Below are 24,768 nucleotides of genomic sequence, written 5' to 3' on the forward strand. Positions count from 1 at the left end.
ACCGCTCAGGCGGCCTGATTTACCAGCAGCGAAAACCCAATCTCCCAGGAGTAAGGGTAGCGATACTCCTGGGAGATCTTACCTCAAAAAAATGCTTGATGCCTGCGGTCCACAACGGATGCGTACGTTGAGAATGCCTCTGCTCGCCGGACTAACCTCGGGCCTCACAAGGTCTGAAATCCCGAAAGGGACGGGGAACAATAGCATGTTCGGAAAAGGCCAGATGCGTCTTAGTCGCAAATGGAGGCGATGACGGTCAGGGCAAGGTGCGTATGGTGAAGGCTACACTGCTTAAATCCCAGTCTGCAGCAATCTATATAGCGATACTGGCGAAAGCGACTGTCACGCCAGGTCCGGATGATGACAGCGGTCTCATGTCTTGGCCGCCTGTTTCTCAGCCCATCCGGTGCGCCTCTCGTCGAGGGGTTTAGTGGACGAACGGGACACCTAACCGCGCCGCATCTCCATTCAGCGTAACTACGGGATGCCCTAAACAGGCGGCTTCTGCCGGCCTGCATGGGTACGGAGCCGCCATATTACTCAAATGCCCGGGGTAATGCCCGGGACATCGACCTCTTCGGAGGCGGCGGTGCAACTGTATAAGGTCTCGAGCGATCGGGCCGAAAGCGGGGAAGACCGGGGGAAGGGCGGCAGCTGTGATTCTTCAACCACCGATCATGGGGTGTGCTGATGCTGCCAGAAACTGTGAAAGGCCGGTTGGAGGCCATTCCGGCGCTCGTTGCGTCGGGCAAAAGGGTGAATGGACTCTATCGTCTGATGGGGTCTCGCCTCCTTTGGGAGGAGGGGCTCCAGAAGATCGGATCCAACAAGGGTGCGATGACGCCGGGTATTGACGGCGAGACCTTCGCGGACTTCGGACCGGAAGACCTCGACCCGATTATCGCCAGCGTGACGGCAGGGACCTATGATCCCAAACCAGTGCGTCGGGTGTTTATCCCGAAAGGCAAGGGCAAACGGCGTCCGCTGGGCATTCCCACGCGCGACGACCGCCTCGTTCAGGAAGTGGCGCGGCAACTGCTCGAACGGATCTATGAACCGGTGTTCTCGAACGCCTCCCATGGATTCCGGCCGGGCCGGTCGTGTCATACGGCGCTTGAACACGTCAAAGCCGTATGGACGGGGGTGAAATGGCTCGTAGATGTGGATGTCGCGGGGTTCTTCGAGAACATCGACCACGACATCCTCCTGCGGCTGTTGCGGAAAAGGATCGATGACGAGAAATTCATCGGCTTGATCGGCAGCATGCTTAAGGCGGGTGTTATGGAAGACCGGGTTCACACCCGGACCTACAGCGGCACTCCGCAGGGCGGTATCGTCTCTCCAATCTTGGCCAACATCTACCTCCATGAACTCGATATGTTCATGGCGGAACGGATCGCGGCTTTCGAGAGGGGGAAGGTCCGTGCCACGAACCCGGAATATGGGCGACTGGCTGGGCGCATCCAGAAACAACGGAAGCGCGTCACCATGCTGCGGGCCAAAGACAATGTCGACGAGGTGAAGGTTGCGGCCTCCTTGGCCAAAATCCAAACCTTACTGCCGCAAAAGCGGTCCATCCCGTCGAGAGACGCGATGGACCCCGGTTATCGCCGACTTCGTTACTGTCGCTACGCGGACGACTTCATGATTGGGGTTATCGGTAGCAAGGAGGATGCACGAAGCGTGTTCGCCGAAGTCAGGGCATTCCTGACCGAGGCGCTGGCGCTCACGGTGTCCGAGGAGAAAAGCGGTATCCGCAAGGCGAGCGATGGAGCCGCCTTCCTTGGATATGAGGTCCGCACATATACGACACGCCAACGGGTTGTCCGGAGCCGACAAGGTTCCGTCAGCTTCCTTCGTAGGCCGCCGTCGGAAGTGATGCAGCTGCATGTCCCTTGGGAGAAGGTCCACGCGTTCGCTTCTGCAAAAGGTTATGGTGATCTGTCGGTGTTGAAGCCGCGTCATCGTAGCCTGCTGCTCAGCTGCAGCGACGTTGAGATCGTCCTAGCTTACAACGCCGAATTGCGGGGTTTTGCGAACTACTATGCTCTCGCCAAGGATGTGAGCTTCAAGCTGAACAGGCTTGAGTTTCTCCAGCGGTGGAGCTTGTTCAAGACCTTGGCCAGCAAGCACAAAACCAATGTGCGAGCGGTCGTGGCCCGCATGAGGACGGGGCAGGAATTCACCATCGGCTACGACGTCGATGGCCAGCCCCGATCGGTCAAAGTCTGGAAACTGGCTCATCTGAAACGTGATCCGGCCACCTCGTCCAGGATTGATATCCAGCCTTGGACGCAGGTGTTCACCCACTCACGTACGGACTGGGTTGATCGTCAGAATGCCAAGCAATGCGAGGCTTGCGGTCGATCCGATGTTCCGTGTCAGGTGCACCATATCCGGGGGATGGCCGATGTTTCGCACCGCGGTTTTGTCGTGAGAATGAAGGTGGCACGCGCCCGCAGGACGGTGGTCCTGTGCGAGCAATGCCACTGGGATACTCACAGAGGCCGCCTGCCCGATCTACGGCAAAGTGATGGTTCGTCACAGTGGAGAGCCGCATGCGGTGAAAGCTGCACGTGCGGTTCGGCGGGGGGATCAGGGCTGACTCCATGAGCAGCACCAATCCTACCCGACTGAGCGAAACCATGGGGCCATACAGCTATGACTGTCCGGCCTCGATCCTCGACTTGCTGGGCCCACCCGGCAACGAATATGCCGCACAGTGGCGGGAGCACTGCCGCCAGCGCCTCGCGTTGACTTCGCGCCGCAAGCCGGCGCAGGGTGACATGCTGGTGCTCGCCGAGCCGCTGACGTTTACCGATGGGCACAGCGAAAGGAGTTTTCGGGTGGTCCAGTCGGGCAGGAAAACCATCCTGCGCCGCGTTGGCGACGGGGTCGGCGTGAAGATCAGCAAGCTGATGAGCCGTGCCTGGACGATCGTTCCGCCCCCGGCGGCACCGTCGGCGCCGTGACCCGGCATCAAGTGAGCAGCGCCATGACCGAACCAACCTCTCCTACGCGCTCGTCCAAACGGGCCCGGCTGTGCAGCATCGAAAACGCCAACCGGATTGCAACCAGGGTCGCCGATCATGTCCAAAGCGATACCGCCGTGGTGAAGACCGGCAATCCCCTGCAGCCGTTCCGCGTGGTCCTGGCGAGCAAGGCGGCACCGGGCCGCACCGTCTCGCGGGTTCTGACGTGCAACGACGATGTCCCTTGAAGGTCAATAAGGCTCAGGGCCCCGCTCGACGTACCACGATTGCCCCAATTCGAAATCGGGGCTGGCCGACACGAGCGGGCCGTCCGGGGCTTCGGCGACATAAGGCGAAACCAGATCCTTGCGTCGAACGCGTGAGCGGCTGAGCCAGGCTGCGGTGCGCCCGCGCGCCTTGAGGAGCGTTAGTAACCAATCCATCGCCTCGGCCATCTCGACCACGCCGCGCCCAGCGAGGCAGTAGTAGATCGCCCGCTGGAAATCGTCGCACTGAGTGCTGAGGATCCCGGCGAGCTTTGCACGCCCTCCGGGCGCATTTTCATGCACGAGCGACACCGCTTCGCGCAATTCTCGCACCGACAGGTAAGCATCGTCCACGCTGACCCCGATGCATAGCGCCGCGATCGCCCGTCGCACCGGCTGCAGGTTCATGTCGCATGAGGCATCGCGAAGCACGATGTCGAGATCGAAATGGTCGAGGTGGTTCGGTGCGGGCATTGCAGGGTTCCTTTCGAAACAGAACGTAGCGTGAACGATCAAGCCCCGTCAACGGGCGAGCGGAGGGGAGGGGGCACTCGGTGGATGATTACATCGAAAGGAGCACGCCATGTCCCAGCTTTCCCAATCCACCTTGCCCGCTGTCGATCACACGGCTGAGGTCGCCCGGCTCAACGACGCTGCCCGCGCAGGTTCATTGTCCACCTCGCGCACTGTGTTCACCCGTGCCCTTGCAGATATCCTCGCGGGTGATGCGGACGATCCCGGCGCCCGCCAGCTCAATCTGATGCTGGGCCAGCGTGCCATTCGCAAACTCATCAACGAGACCTCGATCGAACCCGGTAACGACCCGCATGGCGAGCGCGATTTTGGCGTGGTCGAATTCCAGGGGCACAAGATCTTCTGGAAGGTCGACGTCTATGCGAACGACGGGACATTTTTGTGGGGTTCGGAAACGCCGTGGGATGCGGAGCAGAGCTTCCGCATCGTCACCATCATGCTCGCGAGCGATTGGTGACGTGATGAGCCGATATTCGCTAAAGCCGCTGCCCCATCGTGCGGATTTGTTCGAGGTAGCGGTCGGATGGGATCCTGGCCTGAGCACCTACTTTGCCATCGTGTTTGGCGCTCCCGAGATTGCCTGCGAGCCCGAAGTATTGCTTCGGCGTGGAGGGACGTTTGCCGATATCTACGGAGTGGCGGAACTGCTCGACATCGTGCTGGAGTTTGCCGAAGTGGCTCCAGAGTTGCGATGCCGATTGGATGCCGACCGAAGCGCCGAACCAACTAGCTAAGGCAACCCGCTGAGATGCAACGGCTCGCCATTGTTTCGTAGCAATTCGAGTGGCAGGTGCCCTCGAAAAACCGGATACTCGCAGGCCTGAATTGCCGATCGATCTTGCGATCTCCTAGGTTGTTGAACGCGCATTCCGAACAGCGAAAGCTGGGACAATGCTGCCGTTCGACGTGCGCCGCTCAAACGGCAGGCTTCGCCGCAACCCGCCTTAGCTAGCGTGAGATGGGGCGGATGGGGGTCTGGGGCAAAAGGTTTCCGGCTCAGGTGTCAACACCGGGACAAAAAACGGGCCAGGCTGTCAAAACCGGTCGACAGTCGAGCACTGGCGCACTTCGGTGATTACCTCTGCGGTCGGGGATCCCCGCGTCCGAAGGCGTAGTCGCTAATCAGCGAGCCGCAGACACCGTTATTCCCGCTACATCATCTAGTGGCAGCTGTGCACCACAATGATGGCCGGCGGCCTCACCGACACGCTGGATCTGGCTTTGCTCCATACCACCTGCCCCCACGAGTTGCACAGTGGCAAGTGGTATGGCTAGCCGCTCATCCTTTAGGTTTCAGCGTCAAGGGAAGGCCGGCGAACATTATGACTGCCTCTTCAACCAATGCCGCTATTTCCTGATTGATGCGGCCCGCAACATCGCGAAACCTTCTGGCAAGGGCGTTGTCGGGTACAATGCCCAGACCCACTTCGTTGGCGACCAGAATGACCGGCCCCCGTGCGGCTGAAAGCGAGCGCGTCAGTCCTTCCGTAGCGGCAGCCGTATCGCGTTCCGCCAGCATCAGGTTCGAAGCCCACAGCGTCAGGCAATCGACCAGCACCACCGTCTCGGGCGTGCTATATACCGTGATCGCCTCCGCCAGTTCCAGGGGGGCCTCGACGGTTGACCAGCGCGGCCCACGATCGGCACGGTGCAGGGCAATCCGCTCGCGCATCTCGTCATCGAAGGCCTGGGCTGAGGCCAGATAGATCAGTTCACCCGCCAGGGCCTCTGCCCTGCCTTGCGCATAGCGGCTCTTGCCCGAACGCGCGCCGCCCAGCACCAGCAAGTGGGACAAGGCGCTGCTCATGCGCTGTCTCCCGCCGGGACGGAAGCGGGTCTCTCCGCCATGGCCAGCGCCACCAGCGCGTCAATATCGAGATGCTCCTCAAGCGCGGCTGCGATCTCGTCCAGCGCCGCCTCGACAGAGGCGCCATAGTCCACGCCCCCGGCTTCTACATCCATGCGCGACAGCAGCGCCCGGCGCAGCTCCGCATCAGCCAGCAGGCCGTGGACATAGGAACCAAACACCGTGCCGCCCGCATTTATCGCGCCATCGCGGCGGCCATCGGCGAAAACGGCGAAGGGCTGTTCCGTATCCGGCCCGTTGGTTTGCCCCATGTGCATTTCATATCCCTGGAATGGCGCGCCCATCGCCAGCCCGCTGACCGGACGCAACGCCTTGTGCGCGTGCAAGGTCGTTTCAACATCAAGCAGGCCAAGGCCGCTGGCAGCGCTGGCCGAACCTTCAAACCCATCGGGATCGGCGATGCTTTTGCCGAGCATCTGGTAACCACCGCAAAGCCCAAGGATCAGCCCGCCGCGCCGGTGATGCGCAAAAATATCGATGTCCCAGCCCTCTGCACGCAGAGCGGCCAGATCGGCGATTGTCGACTTTGACCCGGGCAGGATGATGAGTGCGGCCTCTGCCGGGATCGGCTGGCCGGGCGGAACCATGTGCAGGTCCACACCATGTTCGAGCTTCAGCGGATCGAGGTCATCGAAATTAGATATGCGCGGCAGGATCGGACAGGCGATCAGCTTGCGGCTTTCAGCCCGCGCCTTGCCGCTCTCCAGCACCACGGCATCCTCGCTGGGGAGCCGCGCCGCCGCGCTCAACCATGGGACAACGCCGAAGCCGCGCCAGCCTGAGAGGCTTTCGATCTGGGCGTAGCCATCGGCGAACAGGGCGGGATCCCCCCGAAACTTGTTGATGATGAAACCCTGGATCATCGCCGTGTCGGCGGGGTCGATGATCGTTCTCGTGCCAACGATGGCGGCAATGACTCCGCCGCGATCAATATCGCCGACCAGCACGACGGGCACGCCTGCCGCTCGCGCAAAGCCCATATTGGCGATGTCGCCAGCGCGCAGGTTGATTTCCGCAGGAGAGCCGGCACCCTCGACAACGACGATGTCGCACGCCCGGCGGAGCCGGTTATAGCTGGCCAGAACTTCGCCGAGCAGCGCGCCCCGTGCCTGCCGAAAATTGCCCGCGCCCAATGTGCCGCGCACCCGACCATGCACGATCAGTTGCGATGTGCGGTCGGCCTGCGGTTTCAGCAGCACCGGATTCATGTCGGTATGCGGCTCCACCTTGCAGGCGATTGCCTGCAAGGCCTGCGCCCGGCCGATCTCGCCGCCATCGCTGGTGACGGCAGCATTGTTCGACATGTTCTGCGGCTTGAACGGCAAGACCCGCAAACCCCGCTGCACCAGGGCGCGGCACAGCCCCGCCACCAGCACGGATTTGCCCACATCAGAGCCGGTGCCCTGAAGCATTATAGCGCCCATGCTGCACCTCCTGCAATACCGGCCGCCATGAACCACAGGCACAGACATGCACGGGCGTAGATGCCCAATCCGCGCCAAATATCCTCTGTCCGGGCCGGGCGGTCTCCCTCCCCAATCCAGAGCTTGTCCGAAAGAATCCCGTCATAAGCGATTGGCCCAGCCAGGCGCAGCCCCAGCGCCCCAGCCATCGCGGCCTCGGGCCAGCCCGCATTGGGCGAGGCGTGCCTGGACGCATCGCGCCACAATATCCGCCAGCCACCCCCGCCGCACAGGCAGATCAGCAATCCCGACAGGCGCGCTGGAATGAGGTTCATCGCATCGTCGGTGCGGGCCGCAGCCCAACCATAGGCGCGCCATCGCTCCTCGCGGTGCCCAATCATGCTGTCGGCGGTGTTGATCGCTTTATAGGCCCAGATACCGGGCAGCCCCAGCACCAGCAGCCAGAACAACGGCGCGACCACCCCGTCGCAGAAACTTTCCGCCAGACTCTCGATCGCCGCGCGGGCAACACCCGCGTCATCAAGCGCGGCTGTATCGCGGCCAACGATCATGCCGACTGTGGCGCGCGCGGCTGGCAGATCCTGCCGCTCCAGCGCATCGGCAACGAGGCGGACGTGGTCGTACAGGCTGCGCTGCGCCAGACCCGGCCAGGCCAGCACAGCGATCAGGGGCCAGGCCCAAGGCCCGGCGATTGCCACGAGCAGACTTTGCAGCACCCAGCCCGCACCGCCCGCCATACCCAGCAGGATCAGGACGGTGACCGCCCCGGCCATGCGCCGCTGTCCATCGGAACGCGAGGGGACATTCCAGCGCCGTTCCAGCGCGGCGATAATCCGCGCAAAGATGCCCACAGGATGGCCGATCCGGCGATACAGCGGCTGAGGCCAGCCCACTGCCGCGTCGAGCACCAAGGCCAGGAAAGCAGTCAGATCAATCATCAGCCAGCGCCGCATCAAGGCGATCCAGCGCCTGTCGGTCGGCGGGCAGGCCCAGGCGCAGCCAGCGCGGATCGTAATCGAACGGCCGCGTCAGGATGGAATGGCGCGCAAGGCGTTCGAACAGCGCGGCGGCATCGTCCGTTTCGATCAGCCGGAACAGCGGGCAAGCACCTATCGCGCTGTAGCCCCGCCGCGCCAGCACCGCGTCCAGCGCATCCGCCTGTTCACGCAAGGCCATCCGCATGGCGGCTGTCCAGTCCACATCCTGATATGCCGCTGTGCCGATGGCCAGCGCCGCTGCCGATAGCGGCCAACTGCCCAGCCGCTGCCGATATTGCGCGATCAGCGCGCGCGGTCCCAGCACAAAGCCGAGCCGCACCCCGGCCAGCCCGAAGAATTTGCCGAACGAGCGGAAGATAATCAGCCGCTGTCCGTCCTGCACATGGGCGGCAAGGCTGCTGTGCGGGGCGGCATCGGCAAAGGCTTCGTCCACGACCAGCCACGCTGCGCTGTCGCGCCGCGCCGCCAGCCAGCCAAGCAGGGTGGCAGGCGACATGATCCGGCCATCGGGGTTATTGGGATTGGCAAGGATGATGGTCGCCTCCTCCGTTCCGGTCAGCTCGGTCAGGGCTACGGGGCGGCTGCGGGGAATCATTTCGCCATGGGTGCGATAGCTGGGCTGGGCGTGGATGGCAGCGCCGGGCAGGATGTCACCCAGCATCCGCAGGCCGATCTCCGTGCCTGGTACGGCACAGACATGGGCTGGGTCAGTGCCGAAACAGGCGGCGGCAGCGGCCTCCAGATCGTTCAGCGCGCCGGTGTCGGGCAGCGCCTGCCAGTCCACTGCCAGATTGTCCGCGCCGGGCCAGCCATGCGGATTGATGCCGGTGGACAGGTCGATCCACGGCGCCTTGCCCATGCCGAACTGCGCCATGGCATCGGCCAACCTGCCGCCGTGAAAACTGAAGCTGTTCATGTCGTGTGTATCCATAGGCCCGTGATTGCCACGCTCAGCAGCAAGCCGGTTTCGATCAACTCGATGCCTGCACCATGGCCATCGCCGGAAATCCCGCCCAACGCGCGGCGCACGTGCCACCCCCACCACAGAACGAGCAATGGTGTGACAAGCAGCGCCGGAGTGAACCACGCCGCCGCTGCCAGCGCGGCCGCCCAGCCCGCAAGATCGATCGGGCCGATGGCGGAACGGAATCGAGCCGCCAGCCCCTGATGCAGCGGCATCAGCCACCATGTCCACACCAGCGGGCCGATGCGCGCGGCAAACGGCACCAGTACCAGCGCGCCAAACGCCCGTGCATCCACCAGCATATCCAGCAGCACCAACTTGCTCAGCAGTTGGAGCACAATCGCGACAACGCCGAAGCTGCCGACATGGGGATCGGCCAGAACGGCCAGCAGCCGCTCGCGATCTTTATGCGCCGCGCCGCTGGCATCGGCGAGGTCGGCCAGGCCATCAAGGTGCAGCGCGCCGGTCACGCCCACCCAGACGATCAGTGCGGCTAATGCGCCCAGCCGGTGATCGACCAGCGCGCCTGCCCATGCGGCTCCCGCAACCGCTGCACCAATAACCAGGCCTACAGCGGGAAACCAGCGCATCGACCGGGCAAACGCGGCATCATCCACGACGATTGTCCGCAGTGGAGCTGGCATAGGCAGCCGCGTCAGGAATTGCAGGGCGATGATGAAGCCCCTCACGGATAAAGCCCCGCGATCTGTGCCGTGGGGGTTGCTCCGGGCCAGACGCGCAACGTCAGCAGGCAATTGTAGGGCAGGTCAACGGCCCACGTCTGGTGCATGTCAAACCCGCACAACACCGCCAGCGCCGCCCGCATCGCGCCTCCATGCGTGACGATCAGCGTCGGCCGCGCGGCCAGATCGCCAAGGGCGCTGGATACTCGTTCCACCAGCGCCGACCAGCGTTCTCCACCGGGCGGCGCATGGCCATCGGGATCGTCCCAGAACCGCGCCAGTGCCGCGCCTTCTACATCGCCGGGAGCCATCCCGTCCCATGCGCCAAAGTCCAGTTCGCGCCAGCGCGGATCGATTGACAGCGGCACACCGGTCGCAAGGGCAATGGCCTCGCCCGCCAAACGCGCCCGCGACAGGTCGGAAGCGATCAGCACTTCAGCCGCCAGATTCCGCGCCTGATCGGCGCAGGCCGCGATACCGGCGGCAATAGGCGGCGCATCGGTAAGACCAATCAGCCGCCCCGCGCCTTCCGGTTCACCGTGGCGCAGGAGATAAAGGGGAAAGCTGCTCACAGGCCGTCTGCCACCCCGGCCTGCGCAAAAGTGGCCATGCCGTTGTGCGTGGCCAGCGCTGCCCGGATTACCGACACGGCCAGCGCCGCGCCGCTGCCTTCGCCCAATCGCATCCCCAGCGACAGCAGGGGATCAAGGCCCAGATGCTCCAGCAAGCGGATATGCCCCGGTTCAGCCGAACAATGGCCCGCCAGACAATGATCGGTGATCGCCGGAACGGCGGCGGCCAGCGGCGCCAGTGCGGCGCAACTGATGAACCCGTCCAGCACCACCGGGATGCGCAGACGGCGCGCCTCCAGCACGGCCCCGGCAACGCCTGCGATTTCGCGCCCGCCCAACCGGCGCAGGATTTCAAACGGGGTGTCCGGCGCATCGGCATGAAAGGCCAGCGCCCGCTCTACCACGGCTACCTTGCGCGCAATTCCGCCCGCATCAACGCCCGTTCCCGGCCCGGCCCATTGCGCGGGACTGCCGCCATAACTGCGCGCGCAAAGCGCGGCGGCGGCGGTTGAATTGCCAATGCCCATTTCGCCAACGACCAGCAGGTGCAGCCCCGGCTCCACCACCGCCGCTCCGGCAGCAAGTGCAGCAAGGCACTCCGTCTCGTCCATTGCCGCAGCGATGGTGAAGTCCGCCGTGGGCCGGTCCAGATCGAGTGCGATGACCCGCAGATCAAGTCCGGCGGCCCCGGCCAGTGCGTTGATGGCGGCACCTCCGGCAGCGAAATTGCCGACCATCGCGGCAGTCACGCTGGCGGGAAAGGCGCTGACCCCGTGGACAACGAAGCCATGATTCCCGGCAAAGATCGCCGCGCGGCCCTGTTCGATCACCGGCTGCGCCGTGCCCTGCCATCCGGCCATAAACACCGCGATGTCTTCCAGTCGCCCCAGCGATCCGGCGGGCTTGGTCAGGCTGGCCTGCCGCGCCCGCGCAGCGGTGATGGCGTCCGCATCGGCCACAGGCAAACGCTCAAGCGCCGCTTCAAAGGCGGCAAGGGACGCAAACCGGCTCATTCCGCAACGAAGCCCTGCGGCGGGGTGCGGGTTATGAAATGCCCCTTCACGCCTTGCGGCCATTGCTTGAACGGCACCCGGCCATGTTCGCTGGCGGCATAGTGGACCGCATAGTCCAGAATGGCGGTGGCGGCGTCCTCGTCCGGCGTGAACCGGCCCAGAACATAGCCGACCTTGCCGGGCGCGCGCAGGTGGATTGTGCAGAAATCGGTGCAGGCGAACAGGCACGGCATCTCCTGCACCGCCACCCCGGCATAGCGCGCGTCGCTCTCCTGTACCTGTCGCAGCGCCGCCACCAGTTGCGCGCCGCCGCGCGTCCCGGCGGAGTCCTCACGCGCATCGGCGCTATGGCGGCAAGTGTTGCAGGCCACGATAGCGGGGCCGTCCTCCACGGGTATCAGCATGGTTTTCTGGTCCTTTGATTGAAAATCATCGTTCGAACACCCGGTCGCTCCACGGTTCACGCGGTTGCCAACCGTGCCGTTCCAGTTCGGGTGTGTCGGATGTGTCTGCCGGATAGCCAATGCACAGCAGCGCGATCAGCGACCAATGCGCGGGTACATCCAGCATGGCCTGAACCAAAGGCGGATCAACGATCGACACCCAGCCAAGGCCAATGCCGCGCAGCCGTGCCGCGAGCCAGAGATTGTGGATCGCCAGCACACAGGAATATCGCAGCATTTCAGGCATGGTGGCAATGCCAAGGCCGTGCCCCGCCTCGGGCAGTTCATCGCAGAACACCGCCATCAGTTCGGGCGCTTCACGCAAGCCGTGCAGCTTTAGCGACAGGTAGTGATCGTGCCGCGCCTGCCCGGCATAACGCTCCGCCGCTTGTGCACTTTGCCCATCGGCATGGGCGGCCAGCGCCTCGCGGATGTCAGGCGTCCGCACCCGCACAAATCGCCACGGCTGCGCATTGCCGACCGACGGCGCAAGCGAGGCACAGGCCAGCAGCGCGCGCATGTCCGCTTCGCCCACGGCGCGGCGGTCGAAATGCCGGACATCGCGCCGCCAGCGCAGCAATTGCATGAATTGCTCCGCAAATTCCGCGCCGAACACAGGCGGGACCGCGCTCAGAACTCGATCCCCGGTCAAAATTCAATGCCGGCCTGGGCCTTCACGCCGGAGCGGAATGGATGCTTGACCATGGTCATTTCGGTAACAAGGTCGGCCGCCTCGATCAGCGCCTCGGGGGCGTTGCGGCCTGTGACGATAACGTGCTTCATCATGTCGCGCGCGGTCAGCACCGCCACCACTTCATCGACCGGCAGATAATCATACCGCAGCACGATGTTCAGTTCGTCGGCCAGCACCATGTGATAGCTGGGATCGGCGATCATGCGCTTGACCTCGTCCCAGCCGGCGCGGGCGGCCGCGATATCGCGTGTGCGGTCCTGCGTGTCCCAGGTAAAACCCTCGCCCATCGGCTTGAATTCGACATTGTCGGGAAAGGCATCGAACACGGCCTTTTCACCCGTTTTCATCGCCCCTTTGACAAACTGGACCACCCCCACTTTCATGCCGTGGCCAATGGCGCGAACCACCATGCCCAGCGCCGCGCTGGTTTTGCCCTTGCCCTTGCCGGTGTGGACGATCAGCAGGCCCTGTTCGCGGGTCTTGCTGGCCATGATCTTGGCCTGCGCGGTCTGCTTCTTGCGCATCTTTTCGGCGTGGCGGGCATCGCCGCCTGCAACTTCTACTTGGTTTTCAGGTTCCATCGGCCAATTCCCTTCGCATGAGATAGACATCCATGATCCAGCCATGGCGCGCGCGCAGTTCCGCCCGGCGCAACGCGATCCGGGGACCGGCTTGCGCCAGGGGGCCCTGTTCCAGCGCCTCGTGCGCCATGCCCAGATAAGCGCCCCACCAGATGGTGATGCCTTGCGGTTGCAGCCCCTCGAACGCGCAACCGCTGTCAAGCATCACGACAATCGTGTCGGCTCCGGCAGGCCAGCCATGGGCGCGCAGCAGCCGCCCGGTGGTGATCGTCACCGGGCCGGCCAGCGGGTTCAACGGCATGGCATGGGCAGCGGTCAGCGCCTGAATACTGGTGATGCCCGGCACCACCCGCACGGCGATTTCCACCCCCGCGCTGCGCAGCCGGTCAGCAATGCGCAAGGTGCTGTCATACAGCGAGGGATCACCCCAGACGAGCAGCGCCAGCTTGCCACCGCCGGGCAAATGTTCGGCGATCTGCACCCGCCACGCATCGGCAATGGCATCATGCCAAGCGTTGACGTCATCCAGATAAGTGGCCCCATTGCCGCGCACTGGCAAGTCAAATTCCACAATCCGCGTTGGCCCCGTCAGCACCTGCGCGCAGATCTCCCGGCGCAGGTCGATCAGATCGGACTTGGCCTGCCCCTTGCGCGGCAACAGGATCAGGTCGGCACGGTTCATCGCCGCGACAGCCTGCGCTGTCAGGTGATCGGGGTTGCCAGTGCCGATACCGATCAGGTGGAGGTCGATCATTGGGCATCTCGGCACGAAGCGGGCGCGATCATGTGGAAATAGCTGCCGGTGACATGGCCGCGATGCGATCCGCTTTCGGCCACCGCCGCGCCTTCGGCATCGGTCACAAGCGCCAGCGGCGCGTCGCTCTGTTCGGCAATGGTTGAATAGTGGAACTCGTGCCCGCGCAGCCTGGTCCCGGCGGCAAGGCGCGATACCGGCACCAGCAGTTCGGCATGGCGATAGCCAAGGTGCATCTTGCGCTGGGCATGGCTGGTGACAAGCCCCAGCAGCCCGGCCATCCGGTGCCGTTCTCCGCTCTTGTCGATCAACCCCTGCCCCAGCACCATATAGCCGCCGCATTCGCCGTGCACGGGCCGCGTTTGCGCATGGCAGCGCAGGCCGGACAGGAATGTTGCAGCCGCCGCAATGGTCCCGGCGTGCAGTTCGGGATAGCCGCCGGGCAACCACACCAGATCGGCATGGGCGGCAGGCGCTTCATCGGCCAGCGGCGAGAATGGCAGGATCTCCGCCCCGGCGCGCCGCCAGCCTTCGATCAGATGCGGGTAGACGAACGAAAAGGCCGCATCGCGCGCCATGGCGATCCGCTGGGCCGGAGGGGCAGGCAGGTTGCCGCCGTCGGCTTGTGGTGCGGCACCAGCGGCAAGGCGAATAACGTCAAGATCGACATGGGCGCGCAGGAACGCTGCAAACTCGGCAATCGCGCGATCAAGGTCGGGATGCTCCACCGCCTGAACCAGCCCCAGATGGCGTTCGGGCAGGGTCAGGTCGCCGCGCCTTGGCAGGGCGCCCAGCACCGGAATGCCCACCGCCTCCATGCCCTTGCGCACCAGCCGTTCATGACGCGGACTGGCCACGCGGTTCAGGATCACCCCGGCAAATGGCAGCCCCGGATCAAGGCTGCTGAACCCCAGCGCGGTGGCGGCGGCGGACTGCGCCTGCCCCGACACATCCAGCACCAGCACGATCGGCCAGCCCATCCGGCGGGCCATGTCGGCGCTGGCACCATTGCCCGACGCACCCTTGCTGGCCACGCCATCGAACAACCCCATCGACCCTTCGGCCAGCACCATGTCCGCGCCCCCGGCCTGCGCCGCAATGGCAGCGATCAGATCGTCCTCCATCGCCCAGCTATCGAGATTGAACGACGGCCTGCCACTCGCCGCGCGGTGAAACGCCGGGTCGATATAGTCCGGCCCGCTCTTGAACGGCTGCACCGCCAGCCCGTCTTCGGTCAGGGCGCGCAGCAGGCCCAGCATCACCGTGGTCTTGCCTGTGCCCGATGCGGGGGCGGCGATCATCAATCCCGGAGTCTGGTGGCGCGCGCTCATTCGGCCGCACCGCCAAAACGTGACGTGGCATCCTGCGGCCTGAACCGGCGATCATAACCGGGCGCATAGAGGCTGCTTTCGGCAAAATCCTGCGCCGCCAGCACCCGCCCGACCAGGATCAGGGCGGTGCGCTCCATGCTCCCGGCGATGGCCTGTTCAATAGTGTCGAGCGTGGCGCGCACGATCCGCTGATCGGGCCAACTGGCGCGCCAGACCACCGCGACGGGGCAATCCGCGCCATAGGCCGGCGTCAGGTCCGCCACCACTTGCGCCAGATTGTGAACCGAAAGGTGAATGGCCAGCGTCGCGCCGGTCACGGCAAAGTTGGCCAGGCTTTCGGCGGGCGGCATCGTGCTGGCGCGGCCCGGTGTGCGGGTCAGCACCAGCGATTGCGCCAGCGCGGGCAGGGTCAGCTCTGCCTCCAGCGCAGCGGCGGCGGCGGCGAAAGCCGGGACGCCGGGTGTGATCGTAAAGGGAATGTCCAGCGCGCGCAGGCGGCGCAACTGCTCGCCCATGGCAGACCACACCGAAAGATCGCCCGAATGCAGCCGCGCCACATCGTGCCCGGCGGCATGGGCGGCGGCGATTTCGGCCATGATCTGGTCCAGTTCCAGCGGCGCGGTGTTCACGATCCGGGCGCCCGGCGGGCAATGATCCAGCACGGCGACCGGGATCAGCGACCCGGCATAAAGGCACACCGGGCTGCCCGCGATCAGATCGCGTCCGCGCAAAGTGAGAAGATCGGGCGCGCCGGGACCGGCGCCAATGAAGTGGACGGTCATGTCGGGGTTCCCTGAAGGTTGACACTGGCAGCAATGGCGCACGTCGCCATGCGATCGGGGGAGATGTGGCGCGGCGACAGCAGGCGCGCACCCGCGCCAGCAGCGGCAAGCGCGGACGCTTCGGCCACGCTGCCGACGTGACGAGCGTTCAGGCTGGCGATGGAGCGCGTGGGGGTGGAAACGGCAGCCAGTGCATCGGACGCCACGCCCATCAGCGGCAGGCCCAGCGCTTCGGCCAGAGGGAGCAGCGCTGCGAGCTTGTCTTGCGCCGTGGCCAGATGCGTCACCGGCGGTTGCCCCTGCTCCGCCAGCGCGAACGCCGCGCGCAGCGAAGGCAGGCCGACGCCTGACCGAAAGCCGAACCCGGCGATGATCACAGCGTCACGCTCCATTGCACCACCGGATAGCGCGCGCGCCAGCCGTGCCGGTTGCCCAGCGGTGCGGCGTCGGCCAGTTCGATGCGCAGGAGGCTCCCGCCCTTCTGGCCATGCCACCGGGCTAGCAGCGCTTCTGATTCCAGCGTCACCGCATTGGTCACCAGCCGCGTTCCGGCGGGCAAACGTGCCCATAGCGTGTCCAGCAAGGCTTCCGATAAACCACCGCCGATGAACACCGCATCGGGCAATGGTCCCGGTGGCAGGGCATCCGGCGCAATCCCGACGACAACTTTCAGCCGATCAACGCCCAGCGCAGCGGCGTTGGCCCGCACACGGTCCGCGCGCACCGGATCCGCCTCTATCGCACAGGCCCGGTTGGCCAGGTGGGCCAGCAGCCATTCGATCCCGATCGATCCCGATCCCGCGCCAATATCCCACAGCAGCTCACCCGCACACGGGGCCAGCGCCGATAGCGTCAGCGCGCGTACCGGACGCTTGGTCAACTGCCCGTCGGACGCAAACCAGTGGTCCGGTCGGCCCGCCGTCAGCGGCAAGGACGGGCCATGCCCGGCACACTCGATCCCGGCCGCTACCGGATGGGCGATGTCGGTGAAAGACAGCCCCTCGGCGCGCGCGGTGCGAACCCGTTCGCGCGGCCCGCCCAGCGCTTCCATCACATGCAACGCTGACGCGCCAAAGCCTTGGCCGGTCAGATAGTCCGCCAGCGCGGCCACCGCCGCGCCATCGCGCAACAGTGCAATGACGCGCCGCCCTGGTGCCAGGTGGGGCTTGAGCCGATCTAACGGCGCGGCATGGAGACCAAGACAGGCCACATCCTGAACCGGCCAGCCCAGCCGCGCAACCGCCAGCGTGAAAGTGGAAGGCGCGGGGATCGCCACCCATTCGCCCGGATCAAGCAGGCGCGCCACACTGCTTCCCGCCCCGAACCAGAACGGATCGCCCGATGCCAGCATCACCACCCGCTGCCCGCGATGTTGCATCAGCAGGGCAATGCCATCGGCAAAGGGTACTGGCCATTCGATCATGGTACAGGTAATCGCGGGCAGCAGCGACAGGTGCCGTGCCGGTCCCATGACCAGTCCGGCCTGCGCCAGCGCCGTGCGGGCGGCGGCGGAAAGGCCGTCCGGCCCGTCCTCGCCAATGCCGATGATCGTCAACCACGCTTCAGGAGCCATATCAGCCATGCCCAACGTCCTCCTGCTGGGCGGCACGACAGAGGCCAGCGCGCTTGCCCGCCTGCTTGGCGCGCGGGGCATTGCGACGACGCTCAGCTATGCCGGACGGACCGAAAACCCCCGCGCTCAACCGGTGCCGGTGCGTGTCGGCGGGTTCGGCGGTGTGGCGGGGCTGGCCGATTATCTGCGCCACCACCGCGTGACTCATCTGGTGGACGCGACCCACCCCTTTGCCGCAACGATGAGCAGCCATGCCGTGGAGGCGGCCCGCCTGGCCGGAGTGCCTCATGTAGCGCTGACCCGCCGGGCGTGGCAACCGGTCGCCGGAGACCGCTGGACCCGCGTTGCCAGCATCGACGGTGCGGTGGCAGCGCTGGCCGGGCACTCCCGCCGCGTAATGCTGGCGCTGGGCCGGATGCATGTGGCAGCCTTCGCTGCCCAGCCGCAGCATCATTATCTGTTGCGCTTTGTCGATGCGCCAGACCAGCCGCCGGGCTTGCCCCATCACACCCTGATCGTCGATCGCGGGCCGTTCACCGCCACAGGCGACAGCGCATTGATGGAGGCGCACGCCATCGATCTGGTGGTGTGCAAGAACGCTGGCGGGCAAGGCGCAGAGGCCAAGCTGATCGCCGCACGGGATCTGGGCCTGCCGGTCCTGATGATTGATCGCCCTGCCGTTCCGGGCCGGGCCGAATGCTATCGCCCGGAAGATGTACTGGTCTGGCTGGGTCATGACGCCGAACCCAAGGCCGAACGCGACGTGTAGAGGATCGGACCGAGCTTTCGCCCACTTGTCCGTTCGATGATCCGCGTCAGGCTTGATCCGACGATCACCATGGTCCGCATGTCGGCCATGTCTGCACGGGCCTGACCCAGCGGTACGATCCGCAATTGCTCGTCGGGCGTCGATACGGCGCGGGCGAACAAGATCGGGCGATCCGGGCCGCACACTTCGCGCAGCAATTCCAGCACACGTTCGAAACCTTCGGGCCGGGCTTTTGACCTCGGGTTGTAGAAGGCCATGGCAAAGTCCGCCTCTGCCGCCAGCCGCAACCGTTTTTCGATCAAATTCCACGGCTTGAGATTGTCCGACAGATTGATCGCGCAAAAATCATGACCCAGCGGCGCCCCCGCCCGCGCGCTGGCGGCCAGCATCGCGGTGATGCCGGGCAGCACCCGGATGTCGAGATCGCGCCAGTGGGCCGGGCCTGCCTCCAGCGCCTCGAACACGGCGGCGGCCATCGCGAAAACGCCCGGATCGCCCGATGATACCACCACCACGCGCCGCCCCTGCGCCGCGAGTTCCAGCGCATGGGCGGCCCGGTCCAGCTCCACCCGGTTATCGGACGGATGCAGTGTCAGCCCGGCGCGCGGGGCGATCCGGGCGACATAGGGAATATAGCCGATGACATCGCTTGCCCCGGCCAGAGCGGCGGTGACTTCGGGCGTAATCAGCGCCTCGTCGCCCGGCCCCAGACCGGCGATGGCCAGCCAGCCGCTCATGGCCCCGGCACTCATGGCCGGCGCCCCTGGCCGTGAATCAGCAGGATCGAGAAATAGGGCGTGACCGTTTCGGCCTCGATCAGCCGCGTGACCCGCTGACCTGGCATGGCGGCATGTTCGACCAGCCATGCCGCATCCTCGCGCCCGGCAGCGGCCACCGCGCGGCGCAGTTTGGGCAGGTTGCGCCCGATCTTCATCACCACCAGCGCATCTGTATCGCGGATGCGTCGCACCAGTTCATCCTCGGGCAGGGTCGCCATCGCGATGGTCAGCACATCGTCGCCCCAGGTGATCGGGATGCCGGTTGCGTTCCACGCCCCGGCCATGCCGGTGATACCCGGAACCACTGCCACCGGAACCGTGCCCGCCAGCCGGGTGTGCAAATGCATGAATGAACCGTAGAAAAACGGATCGCCCTCACACAGCACGACCACGTCTTCGCCTGCCTGCGCCAGCATGACCAATCGCTGCGTGCATTCGGCATAGAAAGCGGAAAGACAGTCGTTGTAGCGCGGGTCGGATAACGGAATCTCGGTCGTCACCGGATATTCCATCGGGATTTCGATCACGTCGGGGCGCAGCATTCCTTCGACAATCCGCCGCGCCTGTCCTGGTCGCCCGGCCTTGCGGAAATAGGCCACGTGGCGGGCGCCACGCACCAGCCGGTCAGAGCGAACGCTCAACAGATCGGGCGCACCCGGACCCAAACCCACGCCGTGGATCGTCCCGCAGGAAAGGGCCGCGCTCATTCGGTGCCGCTCGCCAAAGCGTTGATCGCAGCAACCGTGATCGCGCTGCCGCCCAGCCGCCCTTCAACGATGCAGCACGGCACCGGCGGCGCGGCCCATAACGCGGCCTTGGATTCGGCCGCGCCGACAAAGCCCACCGGACAGCCGATGACCGCCGCAGGGCGCGGGCAATCGGGATCTTCCAGCATATTCAGCAGATGGAACAGCGCGGTTGGCGCGTTGCCGATGGCCACCACCGCGCCTGCCAGATGCGGCCGCCACAGTTCCAGTGCGGCGGCAGAGCGGGTGTTACCCATTGCCCGCGCCATGTCGGGCACTTGCGGCGCATTCAGGGTGCAGATGATCTGATTATCAGCAGGCAGCCGCGCACGGGTGATCCCTTCGGACACCATCCGCGCATCGCACAGCACCGGCGCGCCAGCGGCCAGCGCCGCCCGCGCCGCACTGGCAAAGCCGGGTGAGAAGCGGATATGCGCGGCAAGGTCCACCATCCCGGCGGCGTGGATCATGCGCACCGCCACCGGTTCCTCATCAGCGAAAAAGGGCGCCAGATCGGCTTCGGCGCGGATCATGGCGAAAGACTGGCGATAGATGGCCGCGCCATCGGTTTCATAGATATGGGGCATCAAGCGGCTCCGAAATGGGCGAGAAGCTCGGCTGGGCTGAGCGCAGAGCGAACTGGCAACGCACCGGCGGGTGCGTTCAGGGAAAGATCGAACAGGCCATCGCGGCCGGTCAGCGTGACATCGGCGGCGCGCTGGCGGGCGCAGCCCTTGGCACAGCCCGAAACATGCAGCCGCCCGGCGACATGCGGTGCAAGGCGGCGGGCAAGATCGCGGGTTTCAACCGAGGCCTGCGGGCAGCAGGGCGCGCCGGGGCAAGCATCGACATGCAGCAGCGGGTCGGCAGGATTATCGATCAGCCCACCGGCGCAAACGGCAGGCGCGCCTTCCACCAGCAGCACACGCCACGGCGTGATCCGCACCGCTGCGGCGGGCGATGCTTCCACCATCCCGGCCAGTATCCGCGCCTCTATCCGGCCAAACGGCAAGCCATAGGCCCAACTCCCATCACGGAGGCCCAGATCATGAAGGCCCGGCACGATGCAAGCAGCCGACGGCGCGGGCAGAATGTCGCCACAGGCCCATTCGGGCAGGACCAGCCGGTGTCGCGCCATGCGCCCCGCTTTCGCGCCGCCGCTGGCCGCAAACCAGTGGGCGAGCGCGATCAGCGCGTCCACTTCCCTGCCAGCAGCAACCGCCATACCGGTGGCGCGGCCATCGGCGCGCAGGATCAGACCGCCATCGCCGCCGCGCTCAATGCGGAAATCGCCCGCCTCGCCACCCAGAATGCAGGTCTGACCGGCATCGATGGCAAAGCCCACTTTACCGAGCAGATCGGGCAACTCATCCAGCCGGGTCAGCAACGCGCCCGCAATGCGATGGCTGTCATCACCGACCCGCCAATCCGGCGCGACCAGAATGTTGCGCCGCTGTTCGATGACAGGGTCAGGGTCCACCAGATCCAGCACCAGCAACCGGTCGAGCAGCGCCTGCCAGCCAGTTTCAGGCACCCCGCGAAGCTGGAGATTGGCGCGGGCGGTCATGTCGATCAGGCCATTGCCGTGCACCACGGCGGCATCGCACAGGCCCAGCACTTGCGCCCGCGTCAGGCGGCCAAGCCGAGGCTTTACCCGCACCAGCAGCCCGTCGCCCGCCATCATCGGGTGCCAGGCATCGGGGCACCAGCCCTTCACCGCAAAACTGCTCATGCCCTGTCCTCAAGCCTTGGCAGGCTGGCGAGGATGGAATTGCGCCGGGTCTGCCACAGCCCGGCGGCATGGAGCGCGGCAAAGCGGGCTTCCATCGCCGCCAGCGCAGCCGGATTCTCGCGTTCAAGAAATGCGCGAACATCGGTCTGGCCCAGTGTCGCGTCGTGATAAAGGTCGAACAGATGCGGCGGTACGCTGCCTGAAAGGTGCGCAAAGGCACCCATATGGTCCAGCGTCGCGGCCAGTTCTGCCCCCCCGCGAAAGCCGTGCCGCATCATGCCCGCCACCCAGCCTGGGTGCGCCGCGCGGGCGCGGACCACGCGGGCGATCTCTTCGGTCAGGGTGCGCGCAACGGTGCGCCCCGGATCGCGATTGTCGAGGTGGTAGAGCGCCGCCGAACCACCGATCAGCGCCTTGGCAGCGGCAAAGCCCGCCTCGTGCGCGGCATAATCGGCGGCCAGCAGCAGATCGGTTTCGGGCAAGTCCTGAAGATGGACAAAGGCGTCCGCTCCTTCAACACGCTGGCGCAGGCCGGCAGGATCGGCAAAGGTTCCGATCGCATCGGAGGCTGCGTCAAACGCATGGTCCGATGCCGCCAGCCATGCCTCACCAGCAGCGCGCCGGGCCGCTTCAGTATAGACCTCGGCTGCATCGCCAAGACCCAGTCCATAGCTGCCGGGGGCCGGGCCATAGACGCGCGGTGCCGCAGCCTGCCCTGCAAACGGGTTCCAGTCCGCCGGTTCATCGCGCAAACACAGCGCGCGCACCGCTTGGCCAAACAGTATCGGCAGCGCAGGAAAGGCATCGCGGAACAGGCCGGAAATCCGCAACGTCACATCGATACGCGGCCGGTCCAGCAGCGCCAGCGGCAGGATTTCGATGCCTGTTACCCGTTCGGACGCGGTGTCCCACAGCGGCTTTGCGCCCAGCAGGTGCAGCGCCATGGCGAATTCCTCGCCCGCCGTGCGCATCGTGGCCGATCCCCACAGATCGACCACCAGCCCGCGCGGATAATCGCCGTGATCCTGCAGATGCCGCCGGATCAGCTCCTCTGCCAGTGTCACCCCTTGGGCATGGGCCGCGCGTGAAGGCACGGCGCGCGGGTCTATCGCATAAAGGTTTCGCCCGGTTGGCAGCACATCGCTGCGCCCGCGAAAGGGGGAGCCGGAGGGACCGGGCGGAACGCGGCGTCCGTCGAGTGCCGCCAGCAATCCGGCCCGCTCGGCTGCGCCCTGATCTCCCCGCCCGAACACATGCAGCCCGTCACCGAACTGGCTGTCCTTTACATCGCAAACGAAGCGGTCGATCCGGGTGATCGCCTCGACCAGCGTGGCCGCGTCATCAAGGCCCAGTTCCGCCTCAAGTCCCAGCACGCGCGCTTCGTCGCGGATGTTCACTTGCAGACGGTCGCGGCGGGCCGGGTCCAGCCCGCCAGCGTTGGAGAATTCATCCAGCAGCGCCTCGATCCGGGCCAGCCCCGCACCGCTTTGCGTTTGCACCAGTGGCGGGGGAACGTGCCCGATCGTAACCGCGCTGATCCGGCGCTTGGCCTGCGCCGCTTCGCCGGGATCGTTGACGATGAACGGATAGATCACCGGCATCGCGCCGGTCAGCGCCTCGGGCCAGCAAGCATCGGACAGCGCGACTGATTTGCCCGGCAGCCATTCCAGTGTGCCATGTGCGCCGATATGCACCAGCGCGTCCACGCTTCGCTGGCGCAGCCACAGGTAGAACGCCACATAGCCATGGCGCGGGCAGCGGGACAGGTCGTGATAGTCGCCGTCGCGATGGGCGCGTTCGCCGCGTTCGGGCTGCAAGGCTACCAGCGCGTTGCCGATGGGCAGCGCGGCAAAACGGAACGCGCCATCGGCGGCGGCAGCATCGGCTTCCGGCTCGCCCCATGCGGCGAAAAGTTCAGCGCGCAGGGTATCGGGCAGTGCTGCCAAAGCCTTGCGGTACTCTGCCATCGGCCAGTGCTGATGTGTGCATTGAAGGAGCGCTGCCAGTCCGGCCTGCGCGTCAGTGGCATATCCCGCCTCGGCCAGATCGGCCAGGATCGCCTCGGCAGAAGCCAGCGCATCCAGCCCCACGGCGTGGGCCATCTGGTATGTCTTGCCGGGATAAGTAGACAGGACCAGCGCAACCCGCCGTTCTGCAACCGGCGTTTGGGCAAGTGCGATCCAGCCCGCCACCCGCGCGGTGATCGCCCCAACCCGGCCTGCATCGGCGCGATGGATGGTGCGGGCAAAGCCAAGCGCGGGATCGCGCGTCCCCGCCTCCTTGAAGCTGGCGACGCCTGCAAACACCCGCCCGTCAATTTCGGGCAAGACCACGTGCATGGCAAGGTCTGCCGGGGAAAGCCCGCGCGAAGCCGCTGCCCATCCCGCGCGCCCGGACGTGGCCAGCGCCAGCTGAAACACGGGAACGCCCGCGCCATCAAGCGGGGTGGCGCCGTCATCGCCCCGCGCGGAAAAAGCGGTAGCGTTGATGATCGCTGCCGGGCCAAGCCCGCGCACCCAGCGGTCCACCTGTTCGCGCACCTGCGGGGCTTTCAGCGAGGGGACGAAGATCGACAATGCATCGAAACCGCGCTGCTCGAACGCGGTATGCAGGGCGGCAAACGGGTCCAGATCGTGGGCGGTCAGGTAAGAACGATAGAACACGATCAGGACCAGCGGCCTTGCGGGATCGCGCGCAAAGGCTTCAAGATCGATCACGCCCCGGCCGGGATGCCAGCCTCCCGCCATCAGCAGCGGATCGAATGTCCGGGCGGGGGCATCAATCAGCCCCGCCAGCTGCGACAGCGCGGCAAGCGCCGCCTGCGCCGCCCTTGCACCGCCAGCATCGCACCACTGCGCAAGTTCGCGCAACGCGGTCACCGGCACGGTCGAGGCCGCATCCAGCCGCGCATCCTCAAAGCCGTCGCCGGGCAGCACGGCCAGCACGATCCCGCGCGACCGGGCCAGCGCCTCGACCTGTTGCAGCCCGTAGCTCCAATAGGGCGTGCCGCCGATCAGCCGGATCAGGATCGCCTTTGCGCCCGACAGCGTCCGCTCGGCATACGTGTCGACCGACAGCGGATGCATCAGCGCCGCCAGATTGGCGAGCCGCAGCGAAGGAAATGTCGCATCGTCTGCACGGGCCTGATGCCATGCCGCCGCGAACGCCCCCAGATCGCTGTCCGAAAAGGACAGGACCACAAGATCCGCGGGCTCTTGCCCCAGATCCTGCGGGACGGCGGTTTCCTCCATCCCGTGCGTTTCGCGGAAAATGACGTGCATGGCCCGCGCC

General features: G+C 65.6%; 27 protein-coding genes. 6 read left to right on the plus strand and 21 right to left on the minus strand.

What is annotated here, in order from left to right; translation table 11 throughout:
* Positions 1-690 precede the first annotated feature (690 nt).
* The 3 genes from LQ220_RS22140 to LQ220_RS22150 are packed head-to-tail and all read left to right on the plus strand — an operon-like array spanning position 691 to position 3,220.
* The gene (locus LQ220_RS22140; RefSeq protein WP_024018999.1) at positions 691-2,613 is read left to right on the plus strand and encodes a reverse transcriptase domain-containing protein; all 1,923 of its coding nucleotides are present in this window, start codon (positions 691-693) and stop codon (positions 2,611-2,613) included.
* Positions 2,610-2,972, plus strand: coding sequence for a hypothetical protein (locus tag LQ220_RS22145; RefSeq protein ID WP_230190269.1), 363 nt, complete (start codon positions 2,610-2,612; stop codon positions 2,970-2,972). Before LQ220_RS22140 ends, LQ220_RS22145 begins: the two co-directional genes overlap by 4 nt.
* A 23-nt stretch (positions 2,973-2,995) precedes the next feature.
* Complete coding sequence (locus tag LQ220_RS22150) at positions 2,996-3,220, plus strand: hypothetical protein (protein WP_230190270.1); 225 nt, start codon at positions 2,996-2,998, stop codon at positions 3,218-3,220.
* 3 nt (positions 3,221-3,223) lie between these two features.
* Here LQ220_RS22150 and LQ220_RS22155 read toward each other — a convergent pair whose 3' ends face one another.
* Positions 3,224-3,712, minus strand: coding sequence for a hypothetical protein (locus LQ220_RS22155; protein ID WP_230190271.1), 489 nt, complete (start codon positions 3,710-3,712; stop codon positions 3,224-3,226).
* Between the two features lie 109 nt (positions 3,713-3,821).
* Between LQ220_RS22155 and LQ220_RS22160 the strand changes: the two genes are divergently transcribed.
* Together LQ220_RS22160 and LQ220_RS22165 are read left to right on the plus strand one after the other, a co-directional pair.
* Complete coding sequence (locus LQ220_RS22160) at positions 3,822-4,229, plus strand: DUF3768 domain-containing protein (protein WP_230190272.1); 408 nt, start codon at positions 3,822-3,824, stop codon at positions 4,227-4,229.
* A gap of 4 nt (positions 4,230-4,233) precedes the next feature.
* On the plus strand, positions 4,234-4,506 hold the full coding sequence (locus LQ220_RS22165; protein ID WP_230190273.1) for a hypothetical protein: 273 nt from the start codon (positions 4,234-4,236) through the stop codon (positions 4,504-4,506).
* A gap of 545 nt (positions 4,507-5,051) precedes the next feature.
* Here the strand turns inward: LQ220_RS22165 and cobU are convergent.
* The 15 genes from cobU to LQ220_RS22240 are packed head-to-tail and all read right to left on the minus strand — an operon-like array spanning position 5,052 to position 17,460.
* Positions 5,052-5,579, minus strand: a complete 528-nt coding sequence (gene cobU / locus LQ220_RS22170; RefSeq protein ID WP_011443984.1) for a bifunctional adenosylcobinamide kinase/adenosylcobinamide-phosphate guanylyltransferase — start codon at positions 5,577-5,579, stop codon at positions 5,052-5,054.
* The gene (locus tag LQ220_RS22175) at positions 5,576-7,063 is read right to left on the minus strand and encodes a cobyric acid synthase (protein ID WP_041549915.1); all 1,488 of its coding nucleotides are present in this window, start codon (positions 7,061-7,063) and stop codon (positions 5,576-5,578) included. Before LQ220_RS22175 ends, cobU begins: the two co-directional genes overlap by 4 nt.
* Positions 7,051-8,001, minus strand: a complete 951-nt coding sequence (gene cbiB / locus LQ220_RS22180) for an adenosylcobinamide-phosphate synthase CbiB (protein WP_011443986.1) — start codon at positions 7,999-8,001, stop codon at positions 7,051-7,053. The genes LQ220_RS22175 and cbiB overlap by 13 nt, the downstream gene beginning before the upstream one ends.
* Positions 7,994-8,977, minus strand: coding sequence for a threonine-phosphate decarboxylase CobD (gene cobD, locus LQ220_RS22185; protein WP_011443987.1), 984 nt, complete (start codon positions 8,975-8,977; stop codon positions 7,994-7,996). The genes cbiB and cobD overlap by 8 nt, the downstream gene beginning before the upstream one ends.
* Complete coding sequence (locus LQ220_RS22190; protein WP_011443988.1) at positions 8,974-9,714, minus strand: adenosylcobinamide-GDP ribazoletransferase; 741 nt, start codon at positions 9,712-9,714, stop codon at positions 8,974-8,976. The genes cobD and LQ220_RS22190 overlap by 4 nt, the downstream gene beginning before the upstream one ends.
* The gene (locus LQ220_RS22195; RefSeq protein ID WP_011443989.1) at positions 9,711-10,280 is read right to left on the minus strand and encodes a histidine phosphatase family protein; all 570 of its coding nucleotides are present in this window, start codon (positions 10,278-10,280) and stop codon (positions 9,711-9,713) included. The genes LQ220_RS22190 and LQ220_RS22195 overlap by 4 nt, the downstream gene beginning before the upstream one ends.
* The gene (gene cobT / locus LQ220_RS22200; protein WP_011443990.1) at positions 10,277-11,293 is read right to left on the minus strand and encodes a nicotinate-nucleotide--dimethylbenzimidazole phosphoribosyltransferase; all 1,017 of its coding nucleotides are present in this window, start codon (positions 11,291-11,293) and stop codon (positions 10,277-10,279) included. Before cobT ends, LQ220_RS22195 begins: the two co-directional genes overlap by 4 nt.
* Positions 11,290-11,697 carry a DUF1636 domain-containing protein gene (locus LQ220_RS22205; RefSeq protein WP_011443991.1) on the minus strand — a complete coding sequence of 136 codons (408 nt, stop codon included), beginning with the start codon at positions 11,695-11,697 and terminating at the stop codon, positions 11,290-11,292. Before LQ220_RS22205 ends, cobT begins: the two co-directional genes overlap by 4 nt.
* Before the next feature lie 25 nt (positions 11,698-11,722).
* Entirely contained in the window at positions 11,723-12,352 is a 630-nt protein-coding gene (bluB, locus tag LQ220_RS22210; RefSeq protein WP_041549918.1) for a 5,6-dimethylbenzimidazole synthase, read from the minus strand.
* Positions 12,353-12,384: 32 nt separating this feature from the next.
* Positions 12,385-13,011: a cob(I)yrinic acid a,c-diamide adenosyltransferase gene (cobO, locus tag LQ220_RS22215; RefSeq protein ID WP_011443993.1), complete on the minus strand. Its 627-nt coding sequence runs from the start codon at positions 13,009-13,011 to the stop codon at positions 12,385-12,387.
* Complete coding sequence (gene cobF, locus LQ220_RS22220) at positions 13,001-13,765, minus strand: precorrin-6A synthase (deacetylating) (RefSeq protein WP_011443994.1); 765 nt, start codon at positions 13,763-13,765, stop codon at positions 13,001-13,003. Before cobF ends, cobO begins: the two co-directional genes overlap by 11 nt.
* The gene (locus LQ220_RS22225) at positions 13,762-15,096 is read right to left on the minus strand and encodes a cobyrinate a,c-diamide synthase (protein ID WP_011443995.1); all 1,335 of its coding nucleotides are present in this window, start codon (positions 15,094-15,096) and stop codon (positions 13,762-13,764) included. Before LQ220_RS22225 ends, cobF begins: the two co-directional genes overlap by 4 nt.
* Entirely contained in the window at positions 15,093-15,878 is a 786-nt protein-coding gene (gene cobM, locus LQ220_RS22230; RefSeq protein WP_011443996.1) for a precorrin-4 C(11)-methyltransferase, read from the minus strand. The genes LQ220_RS22225 and cobM overlap by 4 nt, the downstream gene beginning before the upstream one ends.
* A complete protein-coding gene (locus LQ220_RS22235; protein ID WP_230190274.1) occupies positions 15,875-16,270 on the minus strand; it encodes a cobalamin biosynthesis protein in 396 nt (131 codons plus the stop codon). Before LQ220_RS22235 ends, cobM begins: the two co-directional genes overlap by 4 nt.
* A complete protein-coding gene (locus LQ220_RS22240; protein ID WP_041549920.1) occupies positions 16,252-17,460 on the minus strand; it encodes a bifunctional cobalt-precorrin-7 (C(5))-methyltransferase/cobalt-precorrin-6B (C(15))-methyltransferase in 1,209 nt (402 codons plus the stop codon). Before LQ220_RS22240 ends, LQ220_RS22235 begins: the two co-directional genes overlap by 19 nt.
* Between LQ220_RS22240 and LQ220_RS22245 the strand changes: the two genes are divergently transcribed.
* Positions 17,459-18,220 carry a cobalt-precorrin-6A reductase gene (locus tag LQ220_RS22245; protein ID WP_011443999.1) on the plus strand — a complete coding sequence of 254 codons (762 nt, stop codon included), beginning with the start codon at positions 17,459-17,461 and terminating at the stop codon, positions 18,218-18,220. The genes LQ220_RS22240 and LQ220_RS22245 overlap by 2 nt on opposite strands.
* Here the strand turns inward: LQ220_RS22245 and cobJ are convergent.
* Genes cobJ through cobN form a run of 5 tightly spaced genes read right to left on the minus strand, consistent with a single transcriptional unit; the run spans position 18,184 to position 24,758 of the window.
* The gene (cobJ, locus tag LQ220_RS22250; protein WP_041549922.1) at positions 18,184-18,957 is read right to left on the minus strand and encodes a precorrin-3B C(17)-methyltransferase; all 774 of its coding nucleotides are present in this window, start codon (positions 18,955-18,957) and stop codon (positions 18,184-18,186) included. The genes LQ220_RS22245 and cobJ overlap by 37 nt on opposite strands.
* An 11-nt stretch (positions 18,958-18,968) precedes the next feature.
* A complete protein-coding gene (gene cobI / locus LQ220_RS22255; protein WP_011444001.1) occupies positions 18,969-19,706 on the minus strand; it encodes a precorrin-2 C(20)-methyltransferase in 738 nt (245 codons plus the stop codon).
* On the minus strand, positions 19,703-20,332 hold the full coding sequence (locus LQ220_RS22260) for a precorrin-8X methylmutase (protein WP_011444002.1): 630 nt from the start codon (positions 20,330-20,332) through the stop codon (positions 19,703-19,705). Before LQ220_RS22260 ends, cobI begins: the two co-directional genes overlap by 4 nt.
* Entirely contained in the window at positions 20,332-21,477 is a 1,146-nt protein-coding gene (locus tag LQ220_RS22265; RefSeq protein WP_011444003.1) for a precorrin-3B synthase, read from the minus strand. The genes LQ220_RS22260 and LQ220_RS22265 overlap by 1 nt, the downstream gene beginning before the upstream one ends.
* On the minus strand, positions 21,474-24,758 hold the full coding sequence (cobN, locus tag LQ220_RS22270; protein WP_011444004.1) for a cobaltochelatase subunit CobN: 3,285 nt from the start codon (positions 24,756-24,758) through the stop codon (positions 21,474-21,476). The genes LQ220_RS22265 and cobN overlap by 4 nt, the downstream gene beginning before the upstream one ends.
* Positions 24,759-24,768: the final 10 nt, after the last annotated feature.

Source organism: Sphingobium sp. CECT 9361, from assembly GCF_918741285.1.
GTDB lineage: Bacteria > Pseudomonadota > Alphaproteobacteria > Sphingomonadales > Sphingomonadaceae > Sphingobium.